This is a genomic window from Micromonospora sp. L5, assembly GCF_000177655.2.
In the GTDB taxonomy this organism is placed as follows: Bacteria; Actinomycetota; Actinomycetes; order Mycobacteriales; family Micromonosporaceae; genus Micromonospora; species Micromonospora aurantiaca.
In genome coordinates, this window is the sequence record NC_014815.1 from 4,209,732 (window position 1) to 4,234,482 (window position 24,751).

The window sequence follows — 24,751 nt, forward strand, 5'->3', positions numbered from 1 at the left end:
CTCGACATGACCTCGATGGCCATCCCGGCGGGCATGCCGCAGTACGACGACGTGCCGCGCTTCGACGTGGCGAAGGTGCGGGCCGACTTCCCGATCCTCGACCGGGAGGTCAACGGTCACCCGCTCGTCTACCTGGACAGCGCGAACACCTCGCACAAGCCGCGGCAGGTGCTCGACGTGCTCGCCGAGCACTACGCGCTGCACAACGCCAACGTGTCGCGCTCGGTGCACACGCTGGGCACCGAGGCGACCGAGGCGTACGAGGGCGCGCGGGCGAAGATCGCCGCGTTCATCAACGCGCCGAGCGTTGACGAGGTGGTGTTCACCAAGAACTCCACCGAGGCGATCAACCTCGTGGCGTACGCGTTCTCCAACGCCTCGCTGCGCGCGGACGGTGACCCGCGGTTCCGGCTGGGCCCCGGCGACGAGATCGTGATCTCCGAGATGGAGCACCACTCGAACATCGTTCCGTGGCAGTTGCTGGCGGAGCGTACCGGCGCGACGCTGCGCTGGTTCCCCGTCACCGACCAGGGCCGGCTCGACGAGTCGGGCCTGGACGACCTGGTCACCGAGCGGACGAAGATCGTCTCGCTGGTGCACATGTCGAACATTCTGGGCACCGTCAACGCCACCTCGCGGATCACCGCGCGGGTCCGCGAGGTCGGCGCGCTGCTGCTGCTCGACTGCTCGCAGTCGGTGCCGCACCTGCCGATGGACGTGGTCGGCTACGACGCCGACTTCATCGTCTTCACGGGGCACAAGATGTGCGGGCCGACCGGCATCGGCGTGCTCTGGGGCCGGGGCGAGCTGCTCGCCGCGATGCCACCGGTGATGGGTGGCGGCTCGATGATCGAGACGGTGACGATGGCGGGCTCGACGTTCGCCGCGCCGCCGGCCCGGTTCGAGGCGGGCACCCCGCCGATCGCCGAGGCGGTGGCGCTCGGCGCGGCCGTGGACTACCTCACCGCGATCGGCATGCCGGCTGTTCAGTGGCACGAGAAGGAACTGACGGCGTACGCGCTCGATGCCCTCGCCACAGTGCCGGACCTGCGGATCTTCGGCCCGACGGTGCCTGTCGGCCGGGGCGGGACGATCTCGTTCGCGCTCGGTGACGTGCATCCGCACGACGTCGGGCAGGTGCTCGACTCGCTCGGCGTGCAGGTGCGGGTGGGCCACCACTGCGCCAAGCCGGTGTGCACCCGCTTCGGGGTGCCGGCCACGACTCGGGCGTCGTTCTACCTCTACACCACCACCGCGGAGATCGACGCCCTGGTGGCGGGTCTGGAGCGGGTGCGGAAGGTGTTCCAGTGATGCAGCTCGAATCCCTCTACCAGGAGATCATCCTGGACCACTACAAGCACCCGCACGGCCGTGGCCTGCGGGAGGCGGCGGATCCGGCCGCCCGGGTCGGCGAGGCGCACCACGTCAACCCGACCTGCGGCGACGAGATCACCGTGCGGGTGGCGACAGACGGCAGCGTGTTCACCGACATCTCGTACGACGGGATGGGCTGCTCGATCAGCCAGGCGTCGGCGAGCATCCTGCACGAGCTGCTGCGCGGCAAGGCCGCGAGCGACGCTGCTGTGGTGCACGAGGCGTTCGTGGAGTTGATGTCCGGGCGGGGCCAGGTCACGCCGGACGAGGACGTGCTCGGAGACGGGGTGGCGTTCGCGGGTGTCGCGCGCTACCCGGCCCGGGTGAAGTGCGCGCTGTTGTCGTGGATGGCGTTCAAGGACGCCGCGGCACGCGCCGGGGTGGGCGTGAGCCCGGAGGTGAAGGCATGAGCGACGAGAACATGACCTCGGAGACCGGCGCGGTGGCGACCGACGGCACGGTTGCCGGTGGCGCGGCCGTCAACGGAGCTGTCGCTGACGGCGCGGCCGCGGGTGCGGCGGCGCCGACCGGCGGCAAGGCCGCGATCGGTGACATCGAGGAGGCGATGAAGGACGTCGTCGACCCCGAGCTGGGCATCAACGTGGTCGACCTCGGCCTGGTGTACGGCGTCCACGTCGACGACGAGAACGTCGCCACCCTGGACATGACGCTGACCTCGGCGGCCTGCCCGCTGACCGACGTGATCGAGGACCAGGCGCGGCAGGCGCTGACCACCGGTCCCGGCGGCGGCCTGGTCAACGACATCCGGATCAACTGGGTCTGGCTGCCGCCGTGGGGCCCCGACAAGATCACCGACGAGGGGCGCGACCAGCTCCGCTCGCTCGGCTTCAACGTCTGACCGTTCTCCGGTCACCGTCAACGGGCGCGGCACACCCCTGCCAAGGGGTTGCCGCGCCCGTAGTGTCTGCGGGATTGATCGACACCGTTACGCCGAAGTGGTGTGGTCGGAGTCGCTTTGATGCCGCCACCTCGGCGTAGTGGTGTCGATCAAGCTGGGCTGACGGCACTGCCGCCGGCGGCGGGGCGAGGAACGGCGAGATCTTGGTACGAAATCGCCCCTTGGGTGGCCGTTTCCTTCCTGAGACCTCCTCGCCTCCCTCATGCCGGGATCCGGCCCCCTCGTTGTGGGAAACGTCCGCCTTTTCGGCTTGATCGACACCGTTACGCCGAAGTGGTGTGGTCGGAGTCGCTTTGATGCCGCCACCTCGGCGTAGTGGTGTCGATCAAGCTGGGCTGACGGCACTGCCCCCGGCGGCGGGGCGAGGAACGGCGAGATCTTGGTATGAGATCGCCCCCGAGGAGGCAGATTCGTACCAAGATCTCCAGCCCAGCCCAGCCCAGCCCAGCCCAGCCCAGCCCAGCCGCGGGGTGCGCGTGCGGGCGCGCGGGAAAAGCGGTCGCGGAGTGAGGGAGCCGGGTGCAGGATGAGCGGGTGATCGAGGCGTACCCGAAGCAGGCTCCTGTCCGTGCGGCCACCGCCGCGCGTCGACAGCGCACCCTGCCCTCGGCCGCCTCGACCCGTCACCCGTCGTCGTGACCGGGGCGTTCCTGGCCGGCCTGGTCGCCGGCTACGGCGTCGCCATCCCGGTCGGCGCGATCGCGATCCTCATTCTCGGACTCAGCGCGCGTACCTCGTTCCAGGTCGGTGCGGCGGCGGCACTCGGTGTGGCCGGCGCCGACGGTCTCTACGCGGCGCTGGCGGCGCTCGGCGGGGCCGCGGTGCGGACCTGACCGCCGCCGCCACCGGGCTGCCCGCCGGCCTGTCCCTGGCCGTCACGAGCACCTCGGCGACGGACGCCCGTCCGGGTACGCGTACCTGGACGGTCGCCGGCACCACCACGGCGGCCCCGGGTGACTACCCGGTCACCGTGACCGTGTCCGACGGCTCCGGGCTGACCGGCGGCACCTCGTTCACCGTCACCGTCGCCGCCGAGGACGCGGCGGTCAGCTGGGCCGGTGACACGCTCGTGAACACCGCGACCGGCGGTGCGTCCGGCCAGGCGCTGCTGCGGGCCGTGCTCCGGGACGGCTCGGTGCTGCCCGGCGCCACGGACACCACAGCCGGTGACATCCGTACCGCCACAGTCACCTTCACCAGGGACGGCGTGACGCTGTGCACCGCCGTGCCGGCTCTGCTCGGCACGGCCACCACCACCGCGTCCGCGGCGTGCACGGCCACCCTGCCGAAGGGCACGCACACCGTCACCGCGACGGTGGGCGGCAACTACACGGGCGGCACCACCGCCCAGGTCACGGTCGCCGTCTCCGACGGCGGGTTCCTCACCGGCGGCGGCGAGTTCACCGCCACCCGCTCGGCGGGGACCTACCCGGCCGACGTGAACTCCACGGTCGAGGTGGAGCTGAACGCGAAGCCGGGCAAGGCGAACAAGCCCGCCACGGGCAGGGCCGAGGTCGAGTTCCGCTCCGGCGGGAAGTCGTACACGATCAAGGCCGGCACCGTCGACGCGCTCGGCGTCACCTCGGCGGGCCGGACCGCCCAGGTGCGCTACCAGGCCGCCCTGTACGACAACAAGGGCAAGCCGGTGGCCTCCGGCCTGACCCTGGCCGTGACGGTGACCGACCGGGGCGCCCCCGGTAGGAACGACACCGTCGGGGTCACGCTGTGGAAGGGCGGCTCCCTGCTCCTGTCGTCCGACTGGACGGGCAGCGCGACCGCCGAGGTCAAGCTGAAGGGCGGCAACCTCACCGTCCACTGATCCACGCGGTAGACGCGGGAGGGCACCGGCAGCGGTGTCCTCCCGCGTTGCGTTCCCGGGTCCGTGGATGGCGTACCGTCGGGCCATGAGCAGCCGACCCGCCGCCGGGGGCGGCCGGTGGGTCGAGGTCGACCCCGGCCGCGTCGCCCGCTGGGTCGAGGGTTTCACCGGCCGGCACGGCCCGCCGACGACGACCGCGCAGGAGTACGGGCTCCTGCTCACCGCCCCGGACGACGCCACCGCCGAGCTGCACACCCCGCCCGGCGCGAGCGCGTCGCCGGACGTACCCGGATTCGTCGCCTCCGCCACGGCGGCCCGCCGGCTCGGTCTGCTCCTGGCCCGCAAGGGCGCGGTGGCGGTCGGTGTCGCCGACGGCACCGACCTGGTGGTCTCCAAGGTTGACACCCGGTACGTGCAGGGGCGTACCGCGGCGGGCGGCTGGTCCCAGCAGCGGTTCGCCAGGCGGCGCGACAACCAGGCGAAGGCCGCCCTGGGCGACGCGGCCGAGCTGGCCGTACGCCTGCTGCTGCCGGAGGCGGGCACGCTGGCGGCGCTGGTGTGCGGCGGCGACCGGCGCGCGGTGGACACGGTCCTGGCCGACCGGCGGCTGGCCCCGCTCGCGGCACTGCGCGCGCCGCGCCTGCTCGACGTGCCGGAGCCCCGGCACGCGGTGCTGGTGGCGGCAGTCGCCGCCGCCCGGGCGGTCCACATCCTGGTCCGCTGAACAGGAAAGATCACCTCAAGACGGCGCAATCCCGCTCGTCGATGATGCATCGAATCGACTCGATGCATAAGGTCGGTGTCATGAAGCGGCGGGTCTCCGGGCGACCCGCAGGGCCAGCTTCGCCTCCGCCATCACGCCGACATCGTTGGGAGAGAACAACTTCATGAGCGGATATCAGGACGGCCGGCTGCGGGCCCGGTGGCGCCGTGCGACGAGGCTCCTCGTCGCGGCGGCGGCGATGAGCGCCGGAAGCCTCGTGCTCACCGCGACACTGACGGCCGGCACGGCGAACGCGGCCGCCGGCCCGGTCGAGCGCGCCGCGCTCGCCGCGCCCACCGTCACCAGCGTCACCGCGGGCGGCGCGCACACGTGCGCGATCAGCACCGACGGGGGACTGTGGTGCTGGGGCTCGAACTACGGCGGCCAGCTCGGCGACGGGACCACCACGAACCGCAGCGCCCCGGCGCGGGTCGGCACCGCCACCTGGACGAATGTCGACGCCGGCTCCGGGCACACCTGCGCGGTCCGCACGGACGGGACGCTGTGGTGCTGGGGCTCGAACTTCCGGGGCCAGCTCGGCGACGGCACCACCACCAGCCGCAGCGCCCCGGTGCAGGTCGGCACCGCGACCACCTGGGCCAGAGTCGACGCCGGCCCCTCGCACACCTGCGGGATCCGCACCGACGGCACGCTCTGGTGCTGGGGATTCAACCGGACCACGCAGCTGGGCGTCGGCGCCTCGCCGTACGTCGCCAACACCCCGTTGCGGGTCGGCACGGCGACCGACTGGGTGAGCGTCTCGACCGGCTTCGGGCACACCTGCGGTATCCGGACCGGCGGCACGCTCTGGTGCTGGGGGTCCAGCTCGGACGGCCAGCTCGGCCTGGGCAACCTGGCGCCCCAGACGGCGCCCGCGCAGGTCGGCACCACGACCGGGTGGACCGGCGTCGCGGCCGGGTACGCGCACACCTGCGGGGTCCGTTCCGGCGCGCTGTGGTGCTGGGGTGAGAACGGATACGGGCAGCTCGGCGTGAGCGGCACGTACCGTACCGCGCCGGTGCAGATCGGCACCGTCACCACGTGGAGCCGGATCGCCGCCAGCAGCGACACGTCCTGCGCGTCGCGTACGGACGGCAGCGTGTGGTGCTGGGGCAAGAACTCGGCCGGACAGGTGGGCGACGGCAGCACCACCCACCGGTCCGCGCCCGCCCAGGTCGGCACGGCCACCACCTGGACCGGCGGCCTCGCGGTCACCGACCACGGCTGCGGGATCCGCACCGACGGCGGCCTGTGGTGCTGGGGTGACAACAGCGGTGGCCAGCTGGGCGACGGGACGACTGTCAACCGGTCCGCCCCGGGTCAGGTGACCCTGCCCGCCTGACCGGCCCGGTCAACGGGACCGGCCCGCACCGCTGACCTGGTCAGCGGTGCGGGCCGGTGCGCGGAGCGGCTCAGGCCCCCGAACCGAAGGTGTCGCAGGACTTCGGGTCGCCGGTGGTGAAGCCCTTGGTGAACCACTGCTTGCGCTGCTCCGAGCTGCCGTGGGTGAACTCGTCCGGGTTCACCGGCCGGCCGGACCGCTGCTGGATCGCGTCGTCGCCGATCTTCTCGGCGGTGTCGATGGCCTGCGAGATGTCCTGCTCGGTGATGCTGGTGAAGATCTTCTGCCCCTTGTCGTCGGCGGTGCCGGTGGCGTTCTTCGCCCAGGCCCCGGCGTAGCAGTCGGCCTGGAGTTCCAGCTTGACCGAGAGCGCGTTCGCGCTCTGCGGGTCGCGCTGCTGCTGGCGGCGCATCTGCGCCTCGGTGCCGAGCAGGTCCTGCACGTGGTGGCCGTACTCGTGGGCCAGCACGTACGGCTGGGCGAACTCGCCCTCCGCGCCGAGCTGGTCGGCGAGCAGCTTGTAGAAGCTGAGGTCGATGTAGACCAGGTCGTCGGCCGGGCAGTAGAACGGGCCCACGCCCGAGTCGGCAGCGCCGCAGGCGGTGCTCACGTTCTGGCTGAAGAACACCGTCTTCGACGGCCGGTACTGCTCGCCGAACACCTCCGGCATGGCGGTACGCCAGTACGCCTGGATCGAGTTGACGTAGAGCGCGTTGCGGCAGTCGAGCTGCTTCAGCGCGTCCTGCGCCGAGCACTTCTGCTCCAGCGAGGTGTTGTCGCCCTGCTCGGAACCGCCGCCGTTGGTGGCGGCGTTGAGGCCGAACCCGCCGCCCACCAGGGCGACGAGCACGGCGATGATGATGCCCACGATCCCGCCCCGGCCGCCGCCGATCGGGATCGGAATGCCCATCCCGCCGCCTCCGCCGGACCCTCGCCGGTCGTCCACCTGGCTGGTGTCGACCCGCGCGTTCTCGTTCAGCTCCATGTTGACCCCGATCACCGATGTGTCCGTATGTGGTGGTTGCGGTACCGGACCGGGTCCGGACGGCGGTTTCCGTACCCGATGATCTTGCACGGTAATCCGGGGGAGTGGCCCCGCGGAGCCCGGTACACTTGCCCCCGTGCTGCGCTGCGAAGGCTGAACGGCCCCGCGCCGACGGGAAATCACCACCCGCCGGCGCTTTCGCGTGCCCTGAGTCAGCCCTTCCGGACCCGAGAGCGAGTACTCCGAGATGATCACTGCCACCGGCCTGGAACTGCGCGCCGGTTCCCGGATCCTGCTGTCCGACACCACCCTGCGGGTGCAGCCGGGGGACCGGATCGGCCTGGTCGGCCGCAACGGCGCCGGCAAGACCACCACGCTCAAGGTGCTCGCCGGGGAGGGACAGCCGTACGGCGGCCAGATCGACCGGCGCAGCGCCATCGGCTATCTGCCGCAGGACCCGCGTACCGGTGACCTGGACGTCACCGGCCGGGACCGGGTGCTCTCCGCCCGCGGCCTGGACGTGCTCATGGCGCAGATGAAGGAGCTGGAGGACAAGCTCGCCGAGGGCGCCGACGACGAGCGGCTCGTCCGGCGCTACGGCGCGCTGGAGGACCAGTTCGCCTCGCTCGGCGGCTACGCGGCCGAGGCCGAGGCGGCCCGGATCTGCGCCAACCTCGGCCTGCCCGACCGCGCCCTGGCGCAGACCATCGGCACGCTCTCCGGCGGTCAGCGCCGCCGCATCGAGCTGGCCCGGATCCTGTTCCGCGACGCCGGCGAGAACGGCGGCGGCATCCTGCTGCTCGACGAGCCCACGAACCACCTCGACGCCGACTCGATCACCTGGCTGCGCGGCTTCCTCGCCAACCACAAGGGCGGCCTGATCGTGATCTCCCACGACGCCTCGCTGCTGGAGGCGGTGGTCAACAAGGTCTGGTTCCTGGACGCCACCCGGTCCGTGGTCGACACGTACAACCTGGGCTGGAAGGCGTACCTGGAGGCGCGGGAGACCGACGAGCGGCGCCGCCGCCGGGAGCGGGCCAACGCCGAGAAGAAGGCCGGCGCGCTGATGGCGCAGGCGGACAAGATGCGGGCCAAGGCCACCAAGACCGTCGCCGCGCAGAACATGGCCCGGCGCGCCGAGCGCCTGCTCTCCGGCCTGGACGAGGTCCGCGTCGCGGACAAGGTCGCGAAGGTACGGTTCCCGAGCCCCGCGCCGTGCGGCAAGACGCCGCTGACCGCGACCGGCCTGTCCAAGTCGTACGGGTCGCTGGAGATCTTCACCGACGTGAACGTGGCTGTGGACCGGGGTTCCCGGGTGGCCATCCTCGGCCTCAACGGCGCCGGCAAGACCACGCTGCTGCGGATGCTCGGCGGGCTGCTGGAGCCGGACACCGGCGAGGTACGCCCCGGGCACGGGCTGCGGCTGGGCTACTACGCCCAGGAGCACGAGACGCTCGACGTGGACCGGACGATCCTGGAGCACATGCGCAGCGCCGCGTCCGACCAGACCGACACCGACCTGCGCAAGATCCTCGGCGCGTTCCTGTTCTCCGGCGAGGACGTGGACAAGCCGGCCGGTGTGCTCTCCGGCGGCGAGAAGACCCGGCTGGCGCTGGCCACGCTGGTCTGCTCCGGCGCCAACGTGCTGCTGCTGGACGAGCCGACGAACAACCTCGACCCGGTCAGCCGCGAGCAGGTGCTCGACGCGATCGCCCGCTACCCGGGCGCGATCGTGCTGGTCACGCACGACCCGGGCGCCGTCACCGCGCTCAAGCCGGACCGCGCCATCCTGCTGCCCGACGGCGACGAGGACGCCTGGTCCGACGACCTGCTGGAGCTGGTGGAGCTGGCCTGACCTCCACCCCCCCTTTTTTTGCCGGTCGATCATGAAGTTGACGGCACTTCTGGAGATCCAGATCGCCGTCAACTTCATGATCGACGGGGTGGGCGACGGGGTGGGTCGGCGGGGTGGGGCGGGCGGTCAGGGCAGGAGGGCGGCCAGGTGGGGGAGGACGCCGGAGGTGAGCAGGATGGTCGCGCCGATGGCGATGAAGATCGCCGGGACCAGCCAGTGGCCGGCGCGGCCGACCAGCGCCACCACCCGGGGGTGCCCGCCGAGCGCGGCGGCGACCGCGCACCACACGGCCACCAGCACGGCGAACACCAGCAGCCAGATCAGCCCGGTGACCGGGTCGAGGGCGCGGAACACCGGCACGTAGACGGCGATGTTGTCGGCGCCGTTCGCGATCGTCACCCCGGCGACGCCGAGCAGGCTGCCGACCACCGCCGGCGGTTCGTCGTCGTCGCGCCGGGTCAGCAGCGCGCGGACGCCGAGCGCGACCGGCAGCAACCCGAGCAGGCCGGGCCACGGATCCGGCACCACGAGCAGCCCGGCGGCGGCCACCACCGCGACCGCGACGAGCGCGCCGATGCCCGCGTACTGCCCGGCGACGATCTGCCAGGGCCGGGGCCGGCCGTTGTGCCGGGCCGCCACGAACAGCACGGTGAGCACGACGATGTCGTCGAGGTTGGTGGCGGCGAACACGCCGGCCGCACCCGCCGCGGCCGTGATCACGTCGAACACCCCGGGCACGATACGGCCCCCGCGCACCCGTCATCCGCATGATCCACACCAGCTCGCCGAAGTGGAGGTGTCCGGAGCGCGGCGATGCCGCCACTTCGCCGAAGTGGCGCCGACGGGTTCGTCCGGCGGGTTCGTCCGGCGGGCCGGTACGGATCAGCCGGCCGGAAGGATCACTCTATCGGGAAGCTGACATTGCGTAGCGTGTCGGTTGGCGAATAGTTGATATCTGGCGCATGATCGTCCGAGGCGGTCTAATAGGTGGGACCGTATCCGAACCGCACAGTCTGGGACGTGAGGAATCAGCATGGCAGCCACCGGCACAGCCACCAGCACTGAGAAGGGTCGCCGGATCGTCGGGGCCGAGCGTCAGACGCTCGCCAAAGACCTGGTAAAGCGGTACACCGGCGGAGAGAGCATCCGTGCTCTGGCGGCCTCGACCGGCCGTTCCTACGGGTTCATCCACCGGGTGCTCACCGAGTCCGGGGTGCAGCTGCGGCAGCGCGGCGGCGCCCGGCGCCGGAAGAAGGCGTGACCCGCCCCCCAGCGTCGTCCATCAGCGCGTTCCGGGGCGTCCGGTGACCGCCGAGACGACCGGAGTGCGCTTCGACTGCGACGGGCCGGTCGCGACGGTGACGTTGTGCCGGCCCGACGTGCTCAACGCCCAGACCCCGGCGATGTGGCGCGCGATGAGCGACTTCTCCCGCGACCTGCCCGGCGACGTGCGCGTCGTCGTCGTACGCGGAGAGGGGCGCGCCTTCTCCGCGGGCCTGGACCTGGCGGTCGCCGGTGCGACCGGGCCGGGCTCCTTCGCCGAGCTGGCCGCGATGCCGGAGGCGGAGTGCGCCGACCGGATCGCCGGCTATCAGGACGGTTTCACCTGGCTGCACCGGCCGGACGTGGTGTCGATCGCCGCGGTTCAGGGCCACGCCATCGGCGCCGGCTTCCAGCTGGCGCTGGCCTGCGACATGCGGGTGCTCGCCGCCGACGCGAAGCTCTCCATGGCCGAGGTGACCCTCGGCCTGGTTCCCGACCTGGCCGGCACGCGCCGCCTGGTCGAGCTGGTCGGCTACTCCCGGGCGCTGGAGATCTGCGCCACCGGCCGGCGGATGGACGCCGCCGAGGCGGACCGGATCGGCCTGGCCACGCTCGTGGTGCCGAACGACGAGCTGGACGGCGCCGTGCGTGATCTCTCCGCCGGGCTGCTCGCCAACAACCGGGACGCGATCATCGAGATCAAGGCGCTGCTCGCGGGCGCGGCCGTGCGCTCGCACGCCGAGCAGCAGCGCGCCGAGCGCGAGGCGCAGACCCGGCGGATCCGGGACCTGGCCGGGCGGGGCGAATAGCCGGTACGGCGATTTCGTAAGGACCGTTCGGGAAGATCCGGGTTACTCGCGAGGTTGTCACAGGCGTCGGGAGAATGGACTCCGACGGTTCATGCTGCCCCGACGACCCGGAGGTGACGAGTGTCCCACCCGATGGCCGGCGGCGGCATGGGCGGCTGGAGCATGCTCCGGTCGCTGCGCAACCGTGACGAGGTCTCCGCCCACGAGCTCAAGCGCGGCACCGCCCGGCGGATCGTCGCGTTCGCCCGGCCCTACCGGCGCGACATCGTCGTCTTCCTGATCACCGTGATCGTCGCCGCTGTGATCGGCGTGGCCACGCCGCTGCTCGCCGGCGACGTCATCGACGCGATCGCCGGGGGCGGCCCGGACGCCCGCTCGACAGTGGTCCGGCTCGCCCTGATCATCGCCGCGCTCGCCGTGGCCGACGCGCTGTTCTCCCTGGTCCAGCGGTGGTATTCGGCCCGCATCGGCGAGGGCATCATCCTCGACCTGCGCACCCGGGTGTACGACCACGTCCAGCGGATGCCGTTGCAGTTCTTCACCCGCACCCAGACCGGCGCCCTGGTCAGCCGGCTCAACAACGACGTGCTCGGCGCCCAGCGCGCGTTCACCTCGACGCTGTCCGGCGTGGTCAGCAACGTCATCCAGCTCGTGCTCACCGCCGGGGCGATGCTCGTGCTGTCCTGGCAGATCACCGTGATGGCGCTGGTGCTGCTGCCGATCTTCATCATCCCGGCCCGCCGGGTCGGCCGGCGGCTGGCCGAGATCACCCGCGAGTCGTACAACCTCGACGCCAAGATGAACGCCACGATGACCGAGCGGTTCGGCGTCGCGGGCGCGCTCCTGGTCAAGCTGTTCGGCGCGCCGGAGGTGGAGGCCGACCGGTTCGCCCGCCGGGCCGAGCGCGTACGCGACATCGGCATCCAGTCCGCGATGTACTCGCGGACGTTCTTCGTCGCGATGCTGCTCGTCGCGTCGCTGGCCCAGGCGCTGACGTACGGCGTGGGCGGCTGGCTGGCGGTCACCGGGGCGGTCAGCGCCGGCACCGTCGTCAAGCTCGCGCTGCTGCTGACCCGGCTCTACGGCCCGCTGACCGCGCTGTCCAACGTCCGGGTCGACGTGATGAGCGCGCTCGTCTCCTTCGACCGGGTCTTCGAGGTGCTCGACCTGCGCCCGTCCATCGCCGAGAAGCCCGACGCGGTGCCGGTGCCGCGCGGAAACGGCCGGGTCGAGTTCCGCGACGTGCGCTTCCGCTACCCGAGCGCCGCCGAGGTGTCGCTCGCCTCCCTGGAGGAGGTCTCGACCCTCGACCGCACGGTGAACGAGCCGGTGCTCAGGGGCGTCTCGTTCGCCGTCGAGCCGGGGCAGATGGTGGCCCTGGTCGGCCCCTCCGGGGCGGGCAAGTCGACGCTGTCCATGCTGATCTCCCGGATCTACGACGTCAGCGACGGCCAGGTGCTGGTCGGTGGCGTCGACGTGCGGGACGCGACGCTCGCCTCGCTGCGCGACGAGATCGGCGTGGTCACCCAGGACTCGCACCTGTTCCACGAGACGATCCGGGAGAACCTGCGCTACGCCAAGCCCGACGCCACCGACGACGAGATCTGGGCGGCGCTGGCCGGCGCGCAGGTCGCCGACCTGGTCCGGGCGCTGCCGGACGGGCTCGACACGACGGTCGGCGAGCGGGGCTACCGCTTCTCCGGCGGCGAGAAGCAGCGCATCGCCATCGCCCGGCTGCTGCTCAAGGCCCCGTCGATCGTGATCCTCGACGAGGCCACCGCCCACCTGGACTCGGAGAGCGAGGCCGCGGTGCAGCGGGCGTTGTCCGTGGCGCTGACCGGGCGTACCGCGCTGGTGATCGCGCACCGGCTCTCCACAGTGCGCGACGCCGACCAGATCCTCGTGCTCGACGAGGGCCGGATCGTGGAGCGCGGCCGGCACGACGAGCTGGTGGCGGTCGGCGGCCTGTACGCCGAGCTGTACCGCACCCAGTTCGCGGTCACCGACTCGCCGGCGCCCCACACCGAGGCCGAGCAGCCCGAGCCGGTGGTGACCACGGTGCCGATGGGCACCTACGTCGCCCACGAGGCCATGCCCCCGGCGGCCGCCAACTAGCCCGCGGCGACCGCGGCGCGCAGCTCGGCGAACGCGGCGCCGAGCGTCTCCGGCGTGAAGTGGGCGTTCAGGCCGCTCGGGTTGGGCAGCACCCAGAGCCGGGCCGCCGCGAGCGTCTCCGGCTGCGGCCCGAAACCGGCCTTCGGCCGGGCGAACCCGATCCGGTACGCGGTCACACCGACCACAGCCACCCAGCGCGGCCGGTAGCGCTCGACCTTCGCGGTGAGCGTGGCGGCGCCGTCGACGAGTTCGTCGGCGGTCAGCTCGTCGGCGCGGGCGCTGGCCCGGGCCACCATGTTGGTGATCCCGAGGCCCAGCGCCGGGAGCGTGTCCTGTTCGCTGGGGTGCAGCAGGCGTGGTGTGAAGCCGCCCCGGTGCAGGGCGGGCCAGAACCGGTTGCCCGGGCGGGCGAAGTGCCAGCCGGTGGCCGCCGACCACAGGCCCGGGTTGATGCCGACGAACAGCACGTCGAGGCCGGGCGCGATCACGTCGGGCAGCAGCCGGTCGGCCGCCGCGGCGAGCTGCTGGCGGCTGGGCCGGGGGTGGCGGCGGGCGGGCGTGCCCGGTCCGGGCGCGGCCTCGGGCCGCCCACCGGCCGGCCGCCGTCGATCGCTCACCGGCCCACCGTCCCGGGTGACCGGCCCGCCGCGGGAAGCCCGACCACCGCAGCCACCGTCACAGCCCGCGCAGCGCGCCGCCGTCGACCGGAACGGTGATCCCGGTGACGTACCCGGCGGCGGGGGAGAGCAGGAACGCGGCCACCCTGCCGAACTCCGCCGGGTCGCCGATGCGCCCGAGCGGGATCGCCGCCTCGGCCTGCGCGCGGGCCCGCTCGGGATCGCCGGAACCGGCCAGCAGCTCCCGGTTGCGGTCGGTCATGATCCGTCCCGGCAGCAGGCTGACCACGCGTACGCCGCGCGGGCCGAACTCGTCGGCCATGTCCTTGGCCACGCCTGCCAGACCCGGCCGCAGGCCGTTGGAGATGCCGAGCCCTGGTAGCGGTCCGCGTACCGAGGTGGACAGCACCAGCCCGATCGCGCCGCCGTCGGTGAGCGCTCCGGCCACCGTGCGGGCGAGCCGGACGCTGCCCAGGAACACCGTCTCGAACGACTCCCGCCACTGCTCGTCGGTGACGGTGGCGGCGGTGCCGGGCGGCGGGCCGCCGACCGAGATCAGCGCGCCGTCGAGGCGGCCGAAGTGTTCGCGGGCGGCGGCGACGAGCCGTTCCGGGGTGGCGGGGTCGGCGAGGTCGGCGGTCAGCCCGATCGCCCGCTGCGGGTCGCCGAGCGCCTCGATCGCGGCGGCCACCCGTTCCGGGGTACGCGCGGAGACGACCACCCGGGCGCCGTCGGCGACGAGTTGTTCGGCGGTGGCGAAGCCGAGGCCGCCGGAGGCGCCGGTGAGCACGTACACCCGGTCGGCGAGTCCGAGATCCATGCACCGATCCTGCCGTACCGGCGGGTGCCTGTCAGCGCGGGGCGGGCCGCACCAGGCGTACCCGGCCGGCGACCTGGACCGCGACGGCGCCGCCGACGCGGGCGAGGGCCGGCAGCCGGCGTGGCCGGGGCGGGCGGCGGCCGTCGTAGCGGCTTGCGGCCTCGCGCACGGCCAGCTCCTCCGTGCCCAGTGGCGGCAGCGCGTCCCGGTCGCGCAGGTCGCGGGCCAGGTCCCAGCCGTCGCGCAGCGATCCGTTCGTGGGACGGCCGTCGGCCCACGTGGTGAACGTGGCCGGCCAGGCGGACCCGAAGCCGGCGGCGACCAGCGGCCAGTGCCGGGCGACGTCGCCGGCCCGCTTGCGCAGCAGCGCCCGGCGGGCCGCCTCGACCGGGGCCGGGGCGAAGCCGGGCGGCAGCGGTCCACCGGCGACGAGCGCGGCGACCAGCTCGGCCTGCCGGGCCGCCAGGTCGCCGCTCACGTGACCACCGGGTGGCCGGAGGCGGCGGCGAGCGCGTCCAGCTCGCCGCGCAGCTCGGCGGCGGGCGGGTAGTGCCCGTCGCGTTCCAGCAGCAGCGCGGGCGGCCGGCGCCGGGCGCACAGCTCGCGGACCAGGTCCAGCACGGCGGCGGGCACCGGATCGGTGTGCGTGTCGTGGTAGAAGCCGCCGTGCTCGGCGCCGCCCGCGACGTGCACGTAGGCGATGCGTTCCAGCGGCAGCCGGTCCAGCAGCGTGGCCGGGTCGCCGCCCCGGTTGCGGGCGTTGGCGTGCACGTTCGCGATGTCGAGCAGCAGCAGCGCGTCGGTGGCGTCGAGGATCTCGGTGAGGAAGTCCGCCTCGTCCAGTTCGTCGTCCGGCCAGTCGAACAGCGCCGCGATCGGTTCCAGGGCCAGCGGCACCGGCAGCTCCGCCTGCGTCCGCCGGACGTTCGCCACCACCGCTGCCACAGCCTCGCGGCTGCGCGGCAGCGGCAGCAGGTGACCGGCCTCCAGGCCGCCGGCCCGCACGAACGCGATGTGCTCGCTCACCAGCGGCGCGTCCAGGGCCGCGGCCACCCCGGCCAGGTGCGCCACCCGCGCCGGGTCGACCGGCTCGGCGCCGCCGAGGGACAGCCGCACCCCGTGGGGTACGACGTCGACGCCGCGTCCGCGCAGCTCGGCGAGCCCGTCCGGGAGCGGCCCGGCCGGGGCGACCGCCTCCGCGACCACCTCGACGAAGCGCAGCCCCGGCAGCCCGGCGACGAAACCGGCGATCTCGGGGCGCCAGCCGATGCCGACGCCGGACGGGCCGCTCATCCGCCGCACCCGCCGCCCCCGCCGCAGCCACCACCCCCGCCGCACGAGCTGCCGCCCCCGCAGGAGCCGCCGCCGGCGGTCGCTCCGCCGCCGCACGAGGTGCGGGAGCTGGCGCCACCCGCGTTGCCCATCGCCTGCCGCTGGATCTCGGCCTGCTCCGCGAAGCCCGGGTCCATCGTCCAGAGCGTGGCGGTGCCGAACAGCGCCACGCCCAGCGCCACGTCGGTCGCGCCGTACGTGGAGTACGCGGGCCCGGCGGCCGGCCGCAGCCAGGCGTGCCGGCGGCGCATGTCGTTCAGCGCGGCGGTGGCCGCCCGGGTACGCCAGGGCACGCGGTTGAGCAGCACGAACGCCAGGCCGAGCGGGAACAGGCTGAGCAGCAGCCAGCCGGTGGGCCGGTCGTTGAGCAGCCCGGAGACCGCGCGCACGATGCCGATCGCCAGCAGGAATCCGACCAGCAGCGCGCCGCGCCGCAGCGTCCGGCGCCGCTCCTGGTCCAGTGCCAGGCCCCGGCGTACCAGGCCGTCGCGCAGGTCGTCGAGCGCGCGCCGGACCCACTCGTCGGCGGCCAGCTCCCGGGTACGCAGACCCCGGCTCGCCGCGTGGTGGACCGCCTGGTCCAGCGGGGTGGCCCCGGCCGGCAGCGGGCCGCCCGTGGTGAGCCGCCGGTCCGGTCGTACGCCGACCGCGCCGGAGTGGCGCAGCCCGCCGAGCGCGGCCCAGACGGCGAGCTGGTCACCACCGTTGAGGTACGCGACCTGCTGCGGACCCAGGTCGCCGTACGCGGTCACCGCCGTGCCCGCCAGCATGCGCCGCCGGTAGACGATCGCGCCGACCACCAGGACGACGGCGAGCAGGAGGTACCAGCGCAGGAAGACGGGGCCGGGGATGCCCCAGGTGTCGGAAGGGGTCATCGTCTGCTCCTGTCGCGCGGAGGGGTCGCGGCTCATTGTGGAGCAGGCGCGCCAGAGTCGATCTCCTGGAGCGGGGTAGTTACCGGACCGAGACCGGCGCCGGTTCAGTGCCGGCGGACGGCCTCCTCGACCAGGTCGAGCACCCGGGCCAGGTCGCCGGCCGGACGGCCCATCGCCAGGTGCAGCACCAGCCCGTCGTAGGCCAGCTCCAGGAACTGGGCCAGCACGTCGATCGGCACGTCGTCGCGGAGCACGCCGGCTTCGCGCTGGCGCAGCAGGCGCTCCCGGGTGGCCCCGGCGACGGCCTCGGAACGCTCCGCCCAGCGCTTGGCGAAGGCGGGGTCGGTGCGCAGCCGGCGGGAGACCTCCAGCTGGCTGCCGAGCCAGCCGGTGGTGTCCGGCGAGACGGCCCGGGCCAGCAGGTCGCGCATGACCTGCACGAGGCCGTTGCGGGCCACCGTCTCCACCATCGCGGCGGCGTCGTCCTCGGCCACGGCGAGGAAGAGGGAGTCCTTGTCCCGGAAGTGGTGGAAGATCGCGCCCCGGGACAGGCCGGTGGCCTCCTCCAGCCGCCGCACGGTGGCGCCCTCGTAGCCGTGCCGGGCGAAACACGCCCGCGCCGCCGCGAGGATCTCCTGCCGGCGCGCGTCGAGCTGGTCCTGACTTACTCTGGGCACGAACGGATCGTCGCAGGTGGAAGCGGCCGATGCAAACCGTACGTACGGCTTGAGATGCTCCGACGCTTGATCATCTGTCGCCGTCCGGTGGTTACGATCGGCGGGTGACCGCCCCTCCCGCGCGCCCGCTCACCGTCGCCGCCGTCCAGGCCCAGCCGGTCCCCGGCGACGTCGCCGGCAACGCCGGTGCCGCCGCCCGCCTCGTCGCCCGGGCCGAGGGCGCCCGCGTCGTGGTGCTGCCCGAGCTGTTCCTGCCGGCGTACCACCCGCCGACGCTCGGCGCCGATCCGGACGCCACGGACGTGGCTGCCGACGCCGACGGCCGGGTGACCGACGCCCGGCTCGACCCGCTGCGCTCCGCCGCCGCCGCCGCGGGCGCGGCAGTGGTGATCGGCGCTGCCGTCCGCCACCCCGACCGGCGGCGCACCATCTCCTCGCTCGTCGTGGACCCGGCCGGCACTGTCACCGCCGCGTACGACAAGCAGCAGCTCTGGAGCGGCGAGCGGGAGCTGTTCGACGCCGGACGCCGGGGCGCCACGATCGAGGTCGACACGTGGCGGCTGGGTCTGGGCGTCTGCTACGACGGCTGTTTCCCGGAGCACGCGCGGGCCGCCGCCGGCGACGGCGCACACGGCTACCTCTGCCCGAGCGGCTACCTGGCCGGCTCGGCGCACCGCCGCGACCTCTACTACGCCGCCCGGGCGCTGGACAACACGATGTACGTGGTGTTCGCCAACTCGGTCGGCGGCACCGATCCGTGGCGGTTCAACGGCGGTGCGGCGGTGTACGACCCGGAGGGCCGGCCGCTGGCCCGGGGCGCCGACACCGGCGAGGACGTGCTGGTGGCCACGCTCGACCCGGACGCGCTGGCCGCCACCCGCGCGGCGCACACGATGCTGCTGGACCGCCCGCTCGACGCCGGGGCGGATCGCGCCGTCCTCGTCGCCTGATCGCCGTGGCGGGGCCCTCGGCCCTGTCGGTGCTCCAGCCGTTCCCGTAGGGTGCCCAGGTGCCGTTGCTCCTGCTCGATCTGGACAACACCCTGCTGGACCGCGACGGGCCGTTCCGCGCCTGGGGAGAACGCTTCCTGGACGGCATCGGCGCGCCCCGGGCCGACCTCGACTGGCTGGTGTCCGTGGACGCGGACGGGCTGACCAACAGGTGGGACGTGGCGGATGCGATCCGCGACCGGTACGCGCTGCGCATCCCCTCGATCGACCTGGTCGACGAGCTGCACGACGGCGTGGTGGCCCACATGCGGCTCGATCCGCTGGTGGCCTGCGCGCTGCGGATCGCGGCCGACGCCGGCTGGGTGCCGGTGGTGGTCACCAACGGCGCGTCCCGTCAACAGGACGCCAAGATCCGCAAGACCGGCCTGGACCGGTACGTCGCCGACTGGGTGATCTCCGAGGAGGCGGGCGTCAGCAAGCCGAACCCGAGGATCTTCGCGCTCGCCGCCCAGCGGGCCCGGATGCCGCTGCGCGGCGCGTGGGTGGTCGGCGACAGTCCGGAGGCGGACATCGGCGGCGCGACCGCCGTGGGCCTGCCCAGCGTCTGGCTGCACCGGGGACGCCGCTGGTCCGACCCGAGGTTCGCGCCCACCCGGATCGAGGACGGTCTGATCGCGGCCGTCGCGGCCGTACTGGCCGGCTGACGGCGGCAGCGGCGCGGCCGGCAGGCAGCGCGGCGGCACAGCGGCGCACCACGCGGAAAATCCGTTGACCCGCCGCGGGCGGGGCACGAGCATGGTGCCGCGCGAGTGCGCAGCCGGGTGTGCCCGGTCGAGGAGAGGGGGTCGGTCATGGCCGTTTTCGCAGGGTCGTACCACCTGCCTCCACCAGCCTCGATCGAAGGACAGATCCACCCGTGCGCGATCCCGACATCCCGGCGCCGCAGCGCCGTGGCCGCGGCAAGAGCCGCTTCGACGACGACGAACCCGACTTCCTGAAGCGGGGGCGGCACACCCCGCCGACCCTCACCGACCCGGACGCCGAGCCCGAGGCGGAGGACGCCTGGTCCTCCTGGGACCAGGCCGTCCACGGCCCCGAGCCGCACCCGGAGTGGCTGGTCACCGAACTGGCCGCCCGGGACACCGAGCTCGGGGTGCTCAAGACCGGCAAGGAGGCGGACGTCCACCTGGTCCGCCGCGCCGTGCCGGGCACCGACCGCGCGTGCCTGCTGGCGGTCAAGCGGTACCGCGACGCCCAGCACCGGCTGTTCCACCGGGACGCCGGTTACCTGGAGGGCCGCCGGGTACGCCGGTCCCGTGAGATGCGGGCGATGACCGGGCGCACCGCGTTCGGCCGGCAGATGATCGCCGGGCAGTGGGCGGCGGCCGAGTTCGCCGCGTTGTCCCAGCTCTGGGAGATCGGGGCCGCCTCCGGGCGGATCGCCGTGCCCTACCCGGTGCAGCTGCTCGGCACCGAGCTGATGCTGGAGTTCGTCGGCGACGCCGAGGCGGGGGAGGCCGCGCCGCGGCTGGCCCAGGTCCGGCCCGACGACGGCGAGCTGCGCGACCTGTGGGACCAGCTCGTGGAGGCGCTGACTGTGCTCGCCCGGGCCGGGTACGCACACGGCGACCTGTCGCCGTACAACCTGCTGGTGCACGCGGGCCGGCTGGTGATGATCGACCTGCCGCAGGTGGTCGACGTGGTGGCCAACCCGCAGGGGGCCGACTTCCTGGCCCGCGACGTGCGGGTGGTGGCCGCCTGGTTCACCGCCCGCGGGATGCCCGCGACGGTGACCGACCCGATGGCGCTGACCGAGGCGCTGCTGCGGGAGGCGGGCATCCGCTGACCCGGCGGGCGTCCCGGGCGGGAGACCGCCCGGGACGCCCGCCGGTCCGGGTCACTGGAGGTAGCGCTCGACCTCCGGCACCGGGCGCTCGCCCTGGGCGTCCGGGTCGCCGTGCGCCTGGCGGGCGGCCCGCCGGCGGCGCAGCAGGTCCCAGCACTGGTCCAGGGACTCCTCCAGCGCGCGCAGCCGCTCCCGCGCCTCGTCGTCGGTGCCGGCCTCGTGCTGCTGCGCGTCGGCACGCAGCCGGTGCTCCTCGTCGACGAGTTCCGAGATCCGGCTGAGGATGGTCTTGTCGTCCATGCCCGAAGCTTGGCACAGCGGACGGGCCCGCGCCCGCGTTCTGCCGCCGTCCGCCGGAGGTGAGCGTTGCTCGCTCTCCGCAACGGCCACTGTGTACGCGAGTGACGCATATCCCACCGGCTCCATTCTCGACAAAGAGATTGTTGCTACGTGAAATATCCTCCGACCTGCCTTTTGATCTGCGGCTCAGGATGGCATGCTCGCGAGCAACGTCACGGGTCGATACGGAGTCGCGACCCTGAGTCAACCGAGGGAGCGTTCAGGTGCCCGAACCGACGGACACACCGAGGCCCACCGGCCGACCCCGAACCGTGCCGCTGCGGCAGATCCTGCCGGCGGTGCTCCGCGACCCCGCCCGGGCCCTCATCGACATCGGTAACCGTACCGAAGGCGACCTGGTCCGGCTCAACCTCGGCTCGTTCCGCCCCTACCTGGTCACCCACCCCAAGCACGTGCAGCACGTCCTGCGCGACCGGGCGGACAACTACGAACGGGCCGGTGACGGGCTGTTCTGGCGCCCGGTCAAGCGGCTGTTCGGCGAGGGGATCCTCGGCGAGGGGCAGATCTGGTCGGCCAGCCGCCGGATGCTCCAGCCGATGTTCACCGCCAAGCGGGTCGAGGCGCTCGTCGACGGGATGGCCGACGCGATCCGCGACGCCGTCGGGGAACTGGACGAGCCGGCCCGCGCCGGGCAGCCGGTCGACATCGGCGTGGAGCAGGCGCGGATCGTCAGCCGCGCGATCATGAAGGTGCTCTTCGCCGACCGGATCTCGGTGCCGGACGCGATGCGCGTAATCGAGGCGCAGGACCGGATCGCCACCGCCGTCATCCCCCGGATCATCGTGCCGTTCGCGCCTCTGTCCCTGCCGATGCCGGGGGACCGCACGTTCGCCCGCGCCGTCCGCATCGTCGACGACGTGCTGGTGCCGATCGTCCGCGAGACGCGCGAGTCCGCCGACCAGGGCGACGACGTCATCTCGACGCTCTGGCAGGCCCGTACCGACGACGGGCGGCAGCTCGACGAGCGGCAGGTCCGCAACGACACAGTGGCGATGTTCGCCGCCACCACGGAGACCACCATCAACGTGCTGACCTGGGCCTGGCCGCACCTGGACCAGCACCCCGAGGTGGCCGAGCGGCTCTACGCCGAGATCGACGAGGTGGTCGGCGGCGAGCCGGTACGCCGCGAGCACCTGAGCCGCCTCACGTACACCCGGATGGTGCTCGACGAGTTGCTGCGGCTCTACCCGATCGGGTGGATCATCCCGCGCCGCGCGGTCGCCGAGGACGTCATCGACGGCGTGCCGATCGAGCCCGGCGCCACGATGGCGGTCAGCCCGCTGATCACCCAGCGGATGCGGCAGTTCTGGGACCGTCCGGACGAGTTCGACCCGGAACGGTTCCGCCCCGAGCGGGTCCGGGCCCGGCACCGGTACGCCCACTTCCCGTTCGGCGGCGGCCCGCACCAGTGCCTCGGCATGTACCTGTTCTACCTGGAGGCCCAGCTCATCCTCGCCACCATGCTCAGCCGCTACCGGTTCCGGCTGCACCGCCCCGGCGTACCCGGACTGCGGCTGGCCGCGGCCCTGCGGCCGCGCGAACGCGTCGAGCTGACGCTCGTCGCCGCCGGGCGGACGGAGCCGGCATGACCGACGGGCCGACACCCGATCCGCTTGCGGTCGCCGCGGAGCAGGGCCGGGTCTGCGCGCTCGCCGCGCAGGGCCAGCGCGGCCTGCGCAGGGCCGCCGCCGCGCACCCCGAGCTGTTCCCCGGCGACCCGTTCGACGCGACGTTGTTCAGCAGCATCGCGCAGGCGATGGCGTTCAGCGCCCCCTGGCACACCGCCGCCGAACTCGCGGTGACCAACCGCGCGGTCCTCTGGGGCTTCGCCGTCGACTGGCTGGTCGACCACCAGGCCACCAGCCGGGCCGAGGTCGACCGGATCACCGGCGTCTGCCTGGACGTGCTCGACGGCGGCGAGTCCGCCGACCCGCTGGGCCGGTTCCTCGCCGAGTTGCGGGACGACGTCGCCGCCGCGCCCGCCTATCCGGCGCTGCGCGGCCACTGGCGGGACACGATGGCACGCACCCTCGACGCGATGGCCCGCGAGTGGGACTGGCGGCGCACCGGCCGCCCCACCCTCGACGACTATCTGGCCAACGCTGACAACCTCGCCGCCACAGTGGTGAACGTGGCGCACTGGATCCACACCGGATCGGTGTCCGACGCCGGCACGCTGGAGCGGCTGATCCAGGTCGGCGACGAGGTCCAGCGGGCCCTGCGGCTGGTCAACGACCTCGGCACCCACCGCCGCGACGCCGAGTCCGGCGACCTCAACGCGCTGCTGCTGGTCGACGACCCGGCCGAGGTCGAGCGGCGCTTCGCCGAGCAGGTCGACCACTGCCGCGTCCTGCTGGCGAAGCTGGCCGGCGAGGTGCCGCGGGAGGCCGACTTCCTGTCCCGGCAGCTCGGCTTCACCACCGGCTTCTACCGGAACACCGACTTCTGGGGCGTGCGGTGACGCTCACCGCCGGATCGGTGCCCGCCACCCGGTCCGGGACCACGCACGACCTGATCACGGCGCTCGGCGGTGAACCGGAGGGGCAGACGTCGCCGTCGGTCTACGAGACCGGACGGCTGGTCGCGCTCGCGCCCTGGCTCGACGGCCACGACCGGCGCGTGGCCTGGCTGCTGGACCGGCAGCGTCCGGACGGCGGCTGGGGCGGTGCCGGCGGGTACGCGCTGGTGCCGACGCTGAGCGCGGTCGAGGCGCTGCTGACCGTGCTGCACCGCGACGGCCCGGCCGCCGCGCCCGCCGCCGCCGCGCACCGAGGGCTGGCGTACCTGACCGGCGCGCTGCGCGCCGGCGCCCCGCCGGACCTGCCGGCCACCGACCTGATCGTGCCGGCGCTGCTGACCGCTGTGGACCGGCATCTCGACGGGCCGGCCGGTCCGCCACCCGGGCTGGCCGAGTGGACCGGCCGGCCCCGTCTGCCGCTGCCGGCCGGTCTCGACCCGGCCCGGCTGACCCGGGTACGCGGACTGCTCGCCACCGGGAGGCCGGTACCGGAGAAGCTGGCGCACGCGCTGGAGGTGGCGGGCGAGCTGGCGTACCGCGCGCCCGGGGTGCGTCCCTCGGCCAGCGGCGCGGTCGGCGCCTCACCCGCCGCGACCGCCGCCTGGCTGGGCGGTCCGGAGCCCGGGCCGGCACTGGACTACCTGAACGCTGTCGCCCGGCCCGGTCCGGTGCCCTGCGCGAGCCCGATCACCGTCTTCGAACGGGCCTGGGTGCTCGGCATCCTGGTCCGGGCCGGCGTGCCGGTCGGCGCGCCCGAGCCGGTGCTGACCGAGCTGCGCGCCGCTGTCGGACCGGCCGGTGCGGCCACCGCGCCCGGCCTGCCCGCCGACGCCGACACCACGGCGGTCACGCTCTACGCGCTGGCCCGGCTGGGCCGCGCGCCCGGCGTCGCGCCGCTGGCCGGGTTCGACACCGGACGGCACTTCTGCACCTGGCCGGGGGAGGACGGGGCGTCGCTGACCACGAACGCGCACGTGCTCGACGCGCTCGGCGAGCAACCGAGCGCGCCTGGCGTCACCGGCGCCCGGCGCCGGGTCACCGAGTGGCTGCTGGGCCGGCAGGAGCCGGACGGGCGGTGGGAGGACCGCTGGCACGCCTCGCCGTACTACGCCACCTACGCGGTGCTGCTGGCGCTCGCCGACCACGCGCCGGACGGCGCGGCGCGCGCCGCGGTCGAGCGGGGGGTGGCCTGGCTGCTGGACACGCAGCGCCCGGACGGCTCCTGGGGACGGTGGGACGGCACCGCCGAGGAGACCGCGTACGCGGTGCTCGCCCTGGCCGACGCGGGCCGGTCCGGCGACTCCCGGATCACGTCGGCGCTGGCGCGGGGGCGCCGTCGACTGTCCGAGCTGGACGGATGCGACGGTGAACCGGCACTATGGCACGACAAGGACCTCTACCGCCCGACGCGGATCGTGCGCGCCGCGGTGCTGGCGGCCTCCGGCCGTGCCGGGGCGACCCGGCACGGGGCCGCACCTACCATGATCAGGATCGCTTGAATGAGGTTCCCGA

General features: G+C 73.7%; 25 protein-coding genes and 2 pseudogenes. 18 read left to right on the forward strand and 9 right to left on the reverse strand.

The window, feature by feature from the left end; genetic code table 11:
• Positions 1-6: 6 nt before the first annotated feature.
• The 8 genes and pseudogenes from ML5_RS19870 to ML5_RS19900 all read left to right on the forward strand — a co-directional run bounded on the left by ML5_RS19870 (position 7) and on the right by ML5_RS19900 (position 6,217).
• Entirely contained in the window at positions 7-1,311 is a 1,305-nt protein-coding gene (locus ML5_RS19870; RefSeq protein WP_013287443.1) for a cysteine desulfurase, read from the forward strand.
• Positions 1,311-1,784, forward strand: coding sequence for a Fe-S cluster assembly sulfur transfer protein SufU (gene sufU / locus ML5_RS19875; RefSeq protein WP_013287442.1), 474 nt, complete (start codon positions 1,311-1,313; stop codon positions 1,782-1,784). Before ML5_RS19870 ends, sufU begins: the two co-directional genes overlap by 1 nt.
• Positions 1,781-2,233 (forward strand): metal-sulfur cluster assembly factor, encoded by a 453-nt coding sequence (locus tag ML5_RS19880; RefSeq protein ID WP_013475891.1) that lies wholly within the window; start codon positions 1,781-1,783, stop codon positions 2,231-2,233. Before sufU ends, ML5_RS19880 begins: the two co-directional genes overlap by 4 nt.
• Positions 2,234-2,928: 695 nt before the next feature.
• A pseudogene (locus ML5_RS31830) lies at positions 2,929-3,117 on the forward strand (lysine transporter LysE); the annotation flags it as partial.
• A 44-nt stretch (positions 3,118-3,161) separates the two neighbouring features.
• Positions 3,162-3,263: pseudogene (locus ML5_RS32860) on the forward strand (hypothetical protein); the annotation flags it as partial.
• Positions 3,264-4,112 (forward strand): hypothetical protein, encoded by an 849-nt coding sequence (locus ML5_RS19890; protein ID WP_013475892.1) that lies wholly within the window; start codon positions 3,264-3,266, stop codon positions 4,110-4,112.
• Positions 4,113-4,197: 85 nt separating this feature from the next.
• Positions 4,198-4,836 carry an acVLRF1 family peptidyl-tRNA hydrolase gene (locus ML5_RS19895; RefSeq protein ID WP_049800103.1) on the forward strand — a complete coding sequence of 213 codons (639 nt, stop codon included), beginning with the start codon at positions 4,198-4,200 and terminating at the stop codon, positions 4,834-4,836.
• Between the two features lie 163 nt (positions 4,837-4,999).
• Positions 5,000-6,217 carry an RCC1 domain-containing protein gene (locus ML5_RS19900; RefSeq protein ID WP_013475894.1) on the forward strand — a complete coding sequence of 406 codons (1,218 nt, stop codon included), beginning with the start codon at positions 5,000-5,002 and terminating at the stop codon, positions 6,215-6,217.
• Positions 6,218-6,287: 70 nt separating this feature from the next.
• Here ML5_RS19900 and ML5_RS19905 read toward each other — a convergent pair whose 3' ends face one another.
• On the reverse strand, positions 6,288-7,202 hold the full coding sequence (locus ML5_RS19905) for a neutral zinc metallopeptidase (protein WP_013475895.1): 915 nt from the start codon (positions 7,200-7,202) through the stop codon (positions 6,288-6,290).
• Between the two features lie 247 nt (positions 7,203-7,449).
• Here ML5_RS19905 and ML5_RS19910 point away from each other — a divergent pair, with 247 nt between their 5' ends.
• The gene (locus tag ML5_RS19910) at positions 7,450-9,057 is read left to right on the forward strand and encodes an ABC-F family ATP-binding cassette domain-containing protein (RefSeq protein WP_013475896.1); all 1,608 of its coding nucleotides are present in this window, start codon (positions 7,450-7,452) and stop codon (positions 9,055-9,057) included.
• A 126-nt stretch (positions 9,058-9,183) separates the two neighbouring features.
• Here ML5_RS19910 and ML5_RS19915 read toward each other — a convergent pair whose 3' ends face one another.
• Complete coding sequence (locus ML5_RS19915) at positions 9,184-9,786, reverse strand: cadmium resistance transporter (protein WP_230650820.1); 603 nt, start codon at positions 9,784-9,786, stop codon at positions 9,184-9,186.
• A 304-nt stretch (positions 9,787-10,090) separates the two neighbouring features.
• Between ML5_RS19915 and ML5_RS19920 the strand changes: the two genes are divergently transcribed.
• The 3 genes from ML5_RS19920 to ML5_RS19930 all read left to right on the forward strand — a co-directional run bounded on the left by ML5_RS19920 (position 10,091) and on the right by ML5_RS19930 (position 13,244).
• Positions 10,091-10,318 (forward strand): helix-turn-helix domain-containing protein, encoded by a 228-nt coding sequence (locus tag ML5_RS19920; protein WP_007072022.1) that lies wholly within the window; start codon positions 10,091-10,093, stop codon positions 10,316-10,318.
• Between the two features lie 43 nt (positions 10,319-10,361).
• Complete coding sequence (locus ML5_RS19925; RefSeq protein ID WP_013287433.1) at positions 10,362-11,129, forward strand: enoyl-CoA hydratase/isomerase family protein; 768 nt, start codon at positions 10,362-10,364, stop codon at positions 11,127-11,129.
• Positions 11,130-11,261: 132 nt separating this feature from the next.
• Positions 11,262-13,244 carry an ABC transporter ATP-binding protein gene (locus ML5_RS19930; RefSeq protein WP_030274200.1) on the forward strand — a complete coding sequence of 661 codons (1,983 nt, stop codon included), beginning with the start codon at positions 11,262-11,264 and terminating at the stop codon, positions 13,242-13,244.
• On the opposite strand, the gene mug is transcribed toward ML5_RS19930, so the two are convergent.
• The 6 genes from mug to ML5_RS19960 all read right to left on the reverse strand — a co-directional run bounded on the left by mug (position 13,241) and on the right by ML5_RS19960 (position 17,565).
• Complete coding sequence (mug, locus tag ML5_RS19935) at positions 13,241-13,861, reverse strand: G/U mismatch-specific DNA glycosylase (RefSeq protein WP_013475898.1); 621 nt, start codon at positions 13,859-13,861, stop codon at positions 13,241-13,243. The two genes, ML5_RS19930 and mug, sit on opposite strands and share 4 nt — an antisense overlap.
• A 58-nt stretch (positions 13,862-13,919) precedes the next feature.
• Positions 13,920-14,681: an SDR family oxidoreductase gene (locus tag ML5_RS19940; protein WP_013475899.1), complete on the reverse strand. Its 762-nt coding sequence runs from the start codon at positions 14,679-14,681 to the stop codon at positions 13,920-13,922.
• 31 nt (positions 14,682-14,712) lie between these two features.
• Positions 14,713-15,159, reverse strand: a complete 447-nt coding sequence (locus ML5_RS19945) for a hypothetical protein (protein WP_013475900.1) — start codon at positions 15,157-15,159, stop codon at positions 14,713-14,715.
• Entirely contained in the window at positions 15,156-15,974 is an 819-nt protein-coding gene (locus tag ML5_RS19950; protein WP_013475901.1) for a DUF692 domain-containing protein, read from the reverse strand. Before ML5_RS19950 ends, ML5_RS19945 begins: the two co-directional genes overlap by 4 nt.
• Positions 15,971-16,888 carry a TIGR04222 domain-containing membrane protein gene (locus ML5_RS19955; RefSeq protein WP_013475902.1) on the reverse strand — a complete coding sequence of 306 codons (918 nt, stop codon included), beginning with the start codon at positions 16,886-16,888 and terminating at the stop codon, positions 15,971-15,973. Before ML5_RS19955 ends, ML5_RS19950 begins: the two co-directional genes overlap by 4 nt.
• 104 nt (positions 16,889-16,992) lie before the next feature.
• Positions 16,993-17,565, reverse strand: a complete 573-nt coding sequence (locus ML5_RS19960) for a TetR/AcrR family transcriptional regulator (protein ID WP_013475903.1) — start codon at positions 17,563-17,565, stop codon at positions 16,993-16,995.
• A 104-nt stretch (positions 17,566-17,669) separates the two neighbouring features.
• Between ML5_RS19960 and ML5_RS19965 the strand changes: the two genes are divergently transcribed.
• From ML5_RS19965 to ML5_RS19975, 3 genes are all read left to right on the forward strand, one after another.
• A complete protein-coding gene (locus ML5_RS19965) occupies positions 17,670-18,515 on the forward strand; it encodes a carbon-nitrogen hydrolase family protein (protein WP_013475904.1) in 846 nt (281 codons plus the stop codon).
• Between the two features lie 59 nt (positions 18,516-18,574).
• The gene (locus ML5_RS19970) at positions 18,575-19,219 is read left to right on the forward strand and encodes an HAD family hydrolase (RefSeq protein ID WP_013287424.1); all 645 of its coding nucleotides are present in this window, start codon (positions 18,575-18,577) and stop codon (positions 19,217-19,219) included.
• A gap of 212 nt (positions 19,220-19,431) precedes the next feature.
• Positions 19,432-20,361 (forward strand): serine protein kinase RIO, encoded by a 930-nt coding sequence (locus ML5_RS19975; protein ID WP_013475905.1) that lies wholly within the window; start codon positions 19,432-19,434, stop codon positions 20,359-20,361.
• Positions 20,362-20,412: 51 nt separating this feature from the next.
• On the opposite strand, the gene ML5_RS19980 is transcribed toward ML5_RS19975, so the two are convergent.
• On the reverse strand, positions 20,413-20,661 hold the full coding sequence (locus ML5_RS19980) for a DUF2630 family protein (protein ID WP_013287422.1): 249 nt from the start codon (positions 20,659-20,661) through the stop codon (positions 20,413-20,415).
• Between the two features lie 311 nt (positions 20,662-20,972).
• On the opposite strand from ML5_RS19980, the gene ML5_RS19985 reads away from it, so the two are divergent.
• From ML5_RS19985 to ML5_RS19995, 3 genes are read left to right on the forward strand one after another with little or no spacing between them, the layout of a single operon-like run.
• A complete protein-coding gene (locus ML5_RS19985; RefSeq protein ID WP_176739885.1) occupies positions 20,973-22,310 on the forward strand; it encodes a cytochrome P450 in 1,338 nt (445 codons plus the stop codon).
• Positions 22,307-23,182: a terpene synthase family protein gene (locus tag ML5_RS19990; protein WP_013475907.1), complete on the forward strand. Its 876-nt coding sequence runs from the start codon at positions 22,307-22,309 to the stop codon at positions 23,180-23,182. Before ML5_RS19985 ends, ML5_RS19990 begins: the two co-directional genes overlap by 4 nt.
• Entirely contained in the window at positions 23,179-24,738 is a 1,560-nt protein-coding gene (locus ML5_RS19995; protein WP_013475908.1) for a prenyltransferase/squalene oxidase repeat-containing protein, read from the forward strand. The genes ML5_RS19990 and ML5_RS19995 overlap by 4 nt, the downstream gene beginning before the upstream one ends.
• Positions 24,739-24,751: the final 13 nt, after the last annotated feature.

Bases quoted from the DNA above. Each gene is read 5' to 3' on its own strand.
- ML5_RS19870 (WP_013287443.1), top strand. From the start codon at position 7: ATGACCTCGATGGCCATCCCGGCGGGCATGCCGCAGTACGACGACGTG.
- sufU (WP_013287442.1), top strand. From the start codon at position 1,311: ATGCAGCTCGAATCCCTCTACCAGGAGATCATCCTGGACCACTACAAG.
- ML5_RS19880 (WP_013475891.1), top strand. From the start codon at position 1,781: ATGAGCGACGAGAACATGACCTCGGAGACCGGCGCGGTGGCGACCGAC.
- ML5_RS19895 (WP_049800103.1), top strand. From the start codon at position 4,198: ATGAGCAGCCGACCCGCCGCCGGGGGCGGCCGGTGGGTCGAGGTCGAC.
- ML5_RS19900 (WP_013475894.1), top strand. From the start codon at position 5,000: ATGAGCGGATATCAGGACGGCCGGCTGCGGGCCCGGTGGCGCCGTGCG.
- ML5_RS19905 (WP_013475895.1), bottom strand. From the start codon at position 7,202: ATGGAGCTGAACGAGAACGCGCGGGTCGACACCAGCCAGGTGGACGAC.
- ML5_RS19910 (WP_013475896.1), top strand. From the start codon at position 7,450: ATGATCACTGCCACCGGCCTGGAACTGCGCGCCGGTTCCCGGATCCTG.
- ML5_RS19920 (WP_007072022.1), top strand. From the start codon at position 10,091: ATGGCAGCCACCGGCACAGCCACCAGCACTGAGAAGGGTCGCCGGATC.
- ML5_RS19930 (WP_030274200.1), top strand. From the start codon at position 11,262: ATGGCCGGCGGCGGCATGGGCGGCTGGAGCATGCTCCGGTCGCTGCGC.
- ML5_RS19940 (WP_013475899.1), bottom strand. From the start codon at position 14,681: ATGGATCTCGGACTCGCCGACCGGGTGTACGTGCTCACCGGCGCCTCC.
- ML5_RS19950 (WP_013475901.1), bottom strand. From the start codon at position 15,974: ATGAGCGGCCCGTCCGGCGTCGGCATCGGCTGGCGCCCCGAGATCGCC.
- ML5_RS19955 (WP_013475902.1), bottom strand. From the start codon at position 16,888: ATGACCCCTTCCGACACCTGGGGCATCCCCGGCCCCGTCTTCCTGCGC.
- ML5_RS19980 (WP_013287422.1), bottom strand. From the start codon at position 20,661: ATGGACGACAAGACCATCCTCAGCCGGATCTCGGAACTCGTCGACGAG.
- ML5_RS19990 (WP_013475907.1), top strand. From the start codon at position 22,307: ATGACCGACGGGCCGACACCCGATCCGCTTGCGGTCGCCGCGGAGCAG.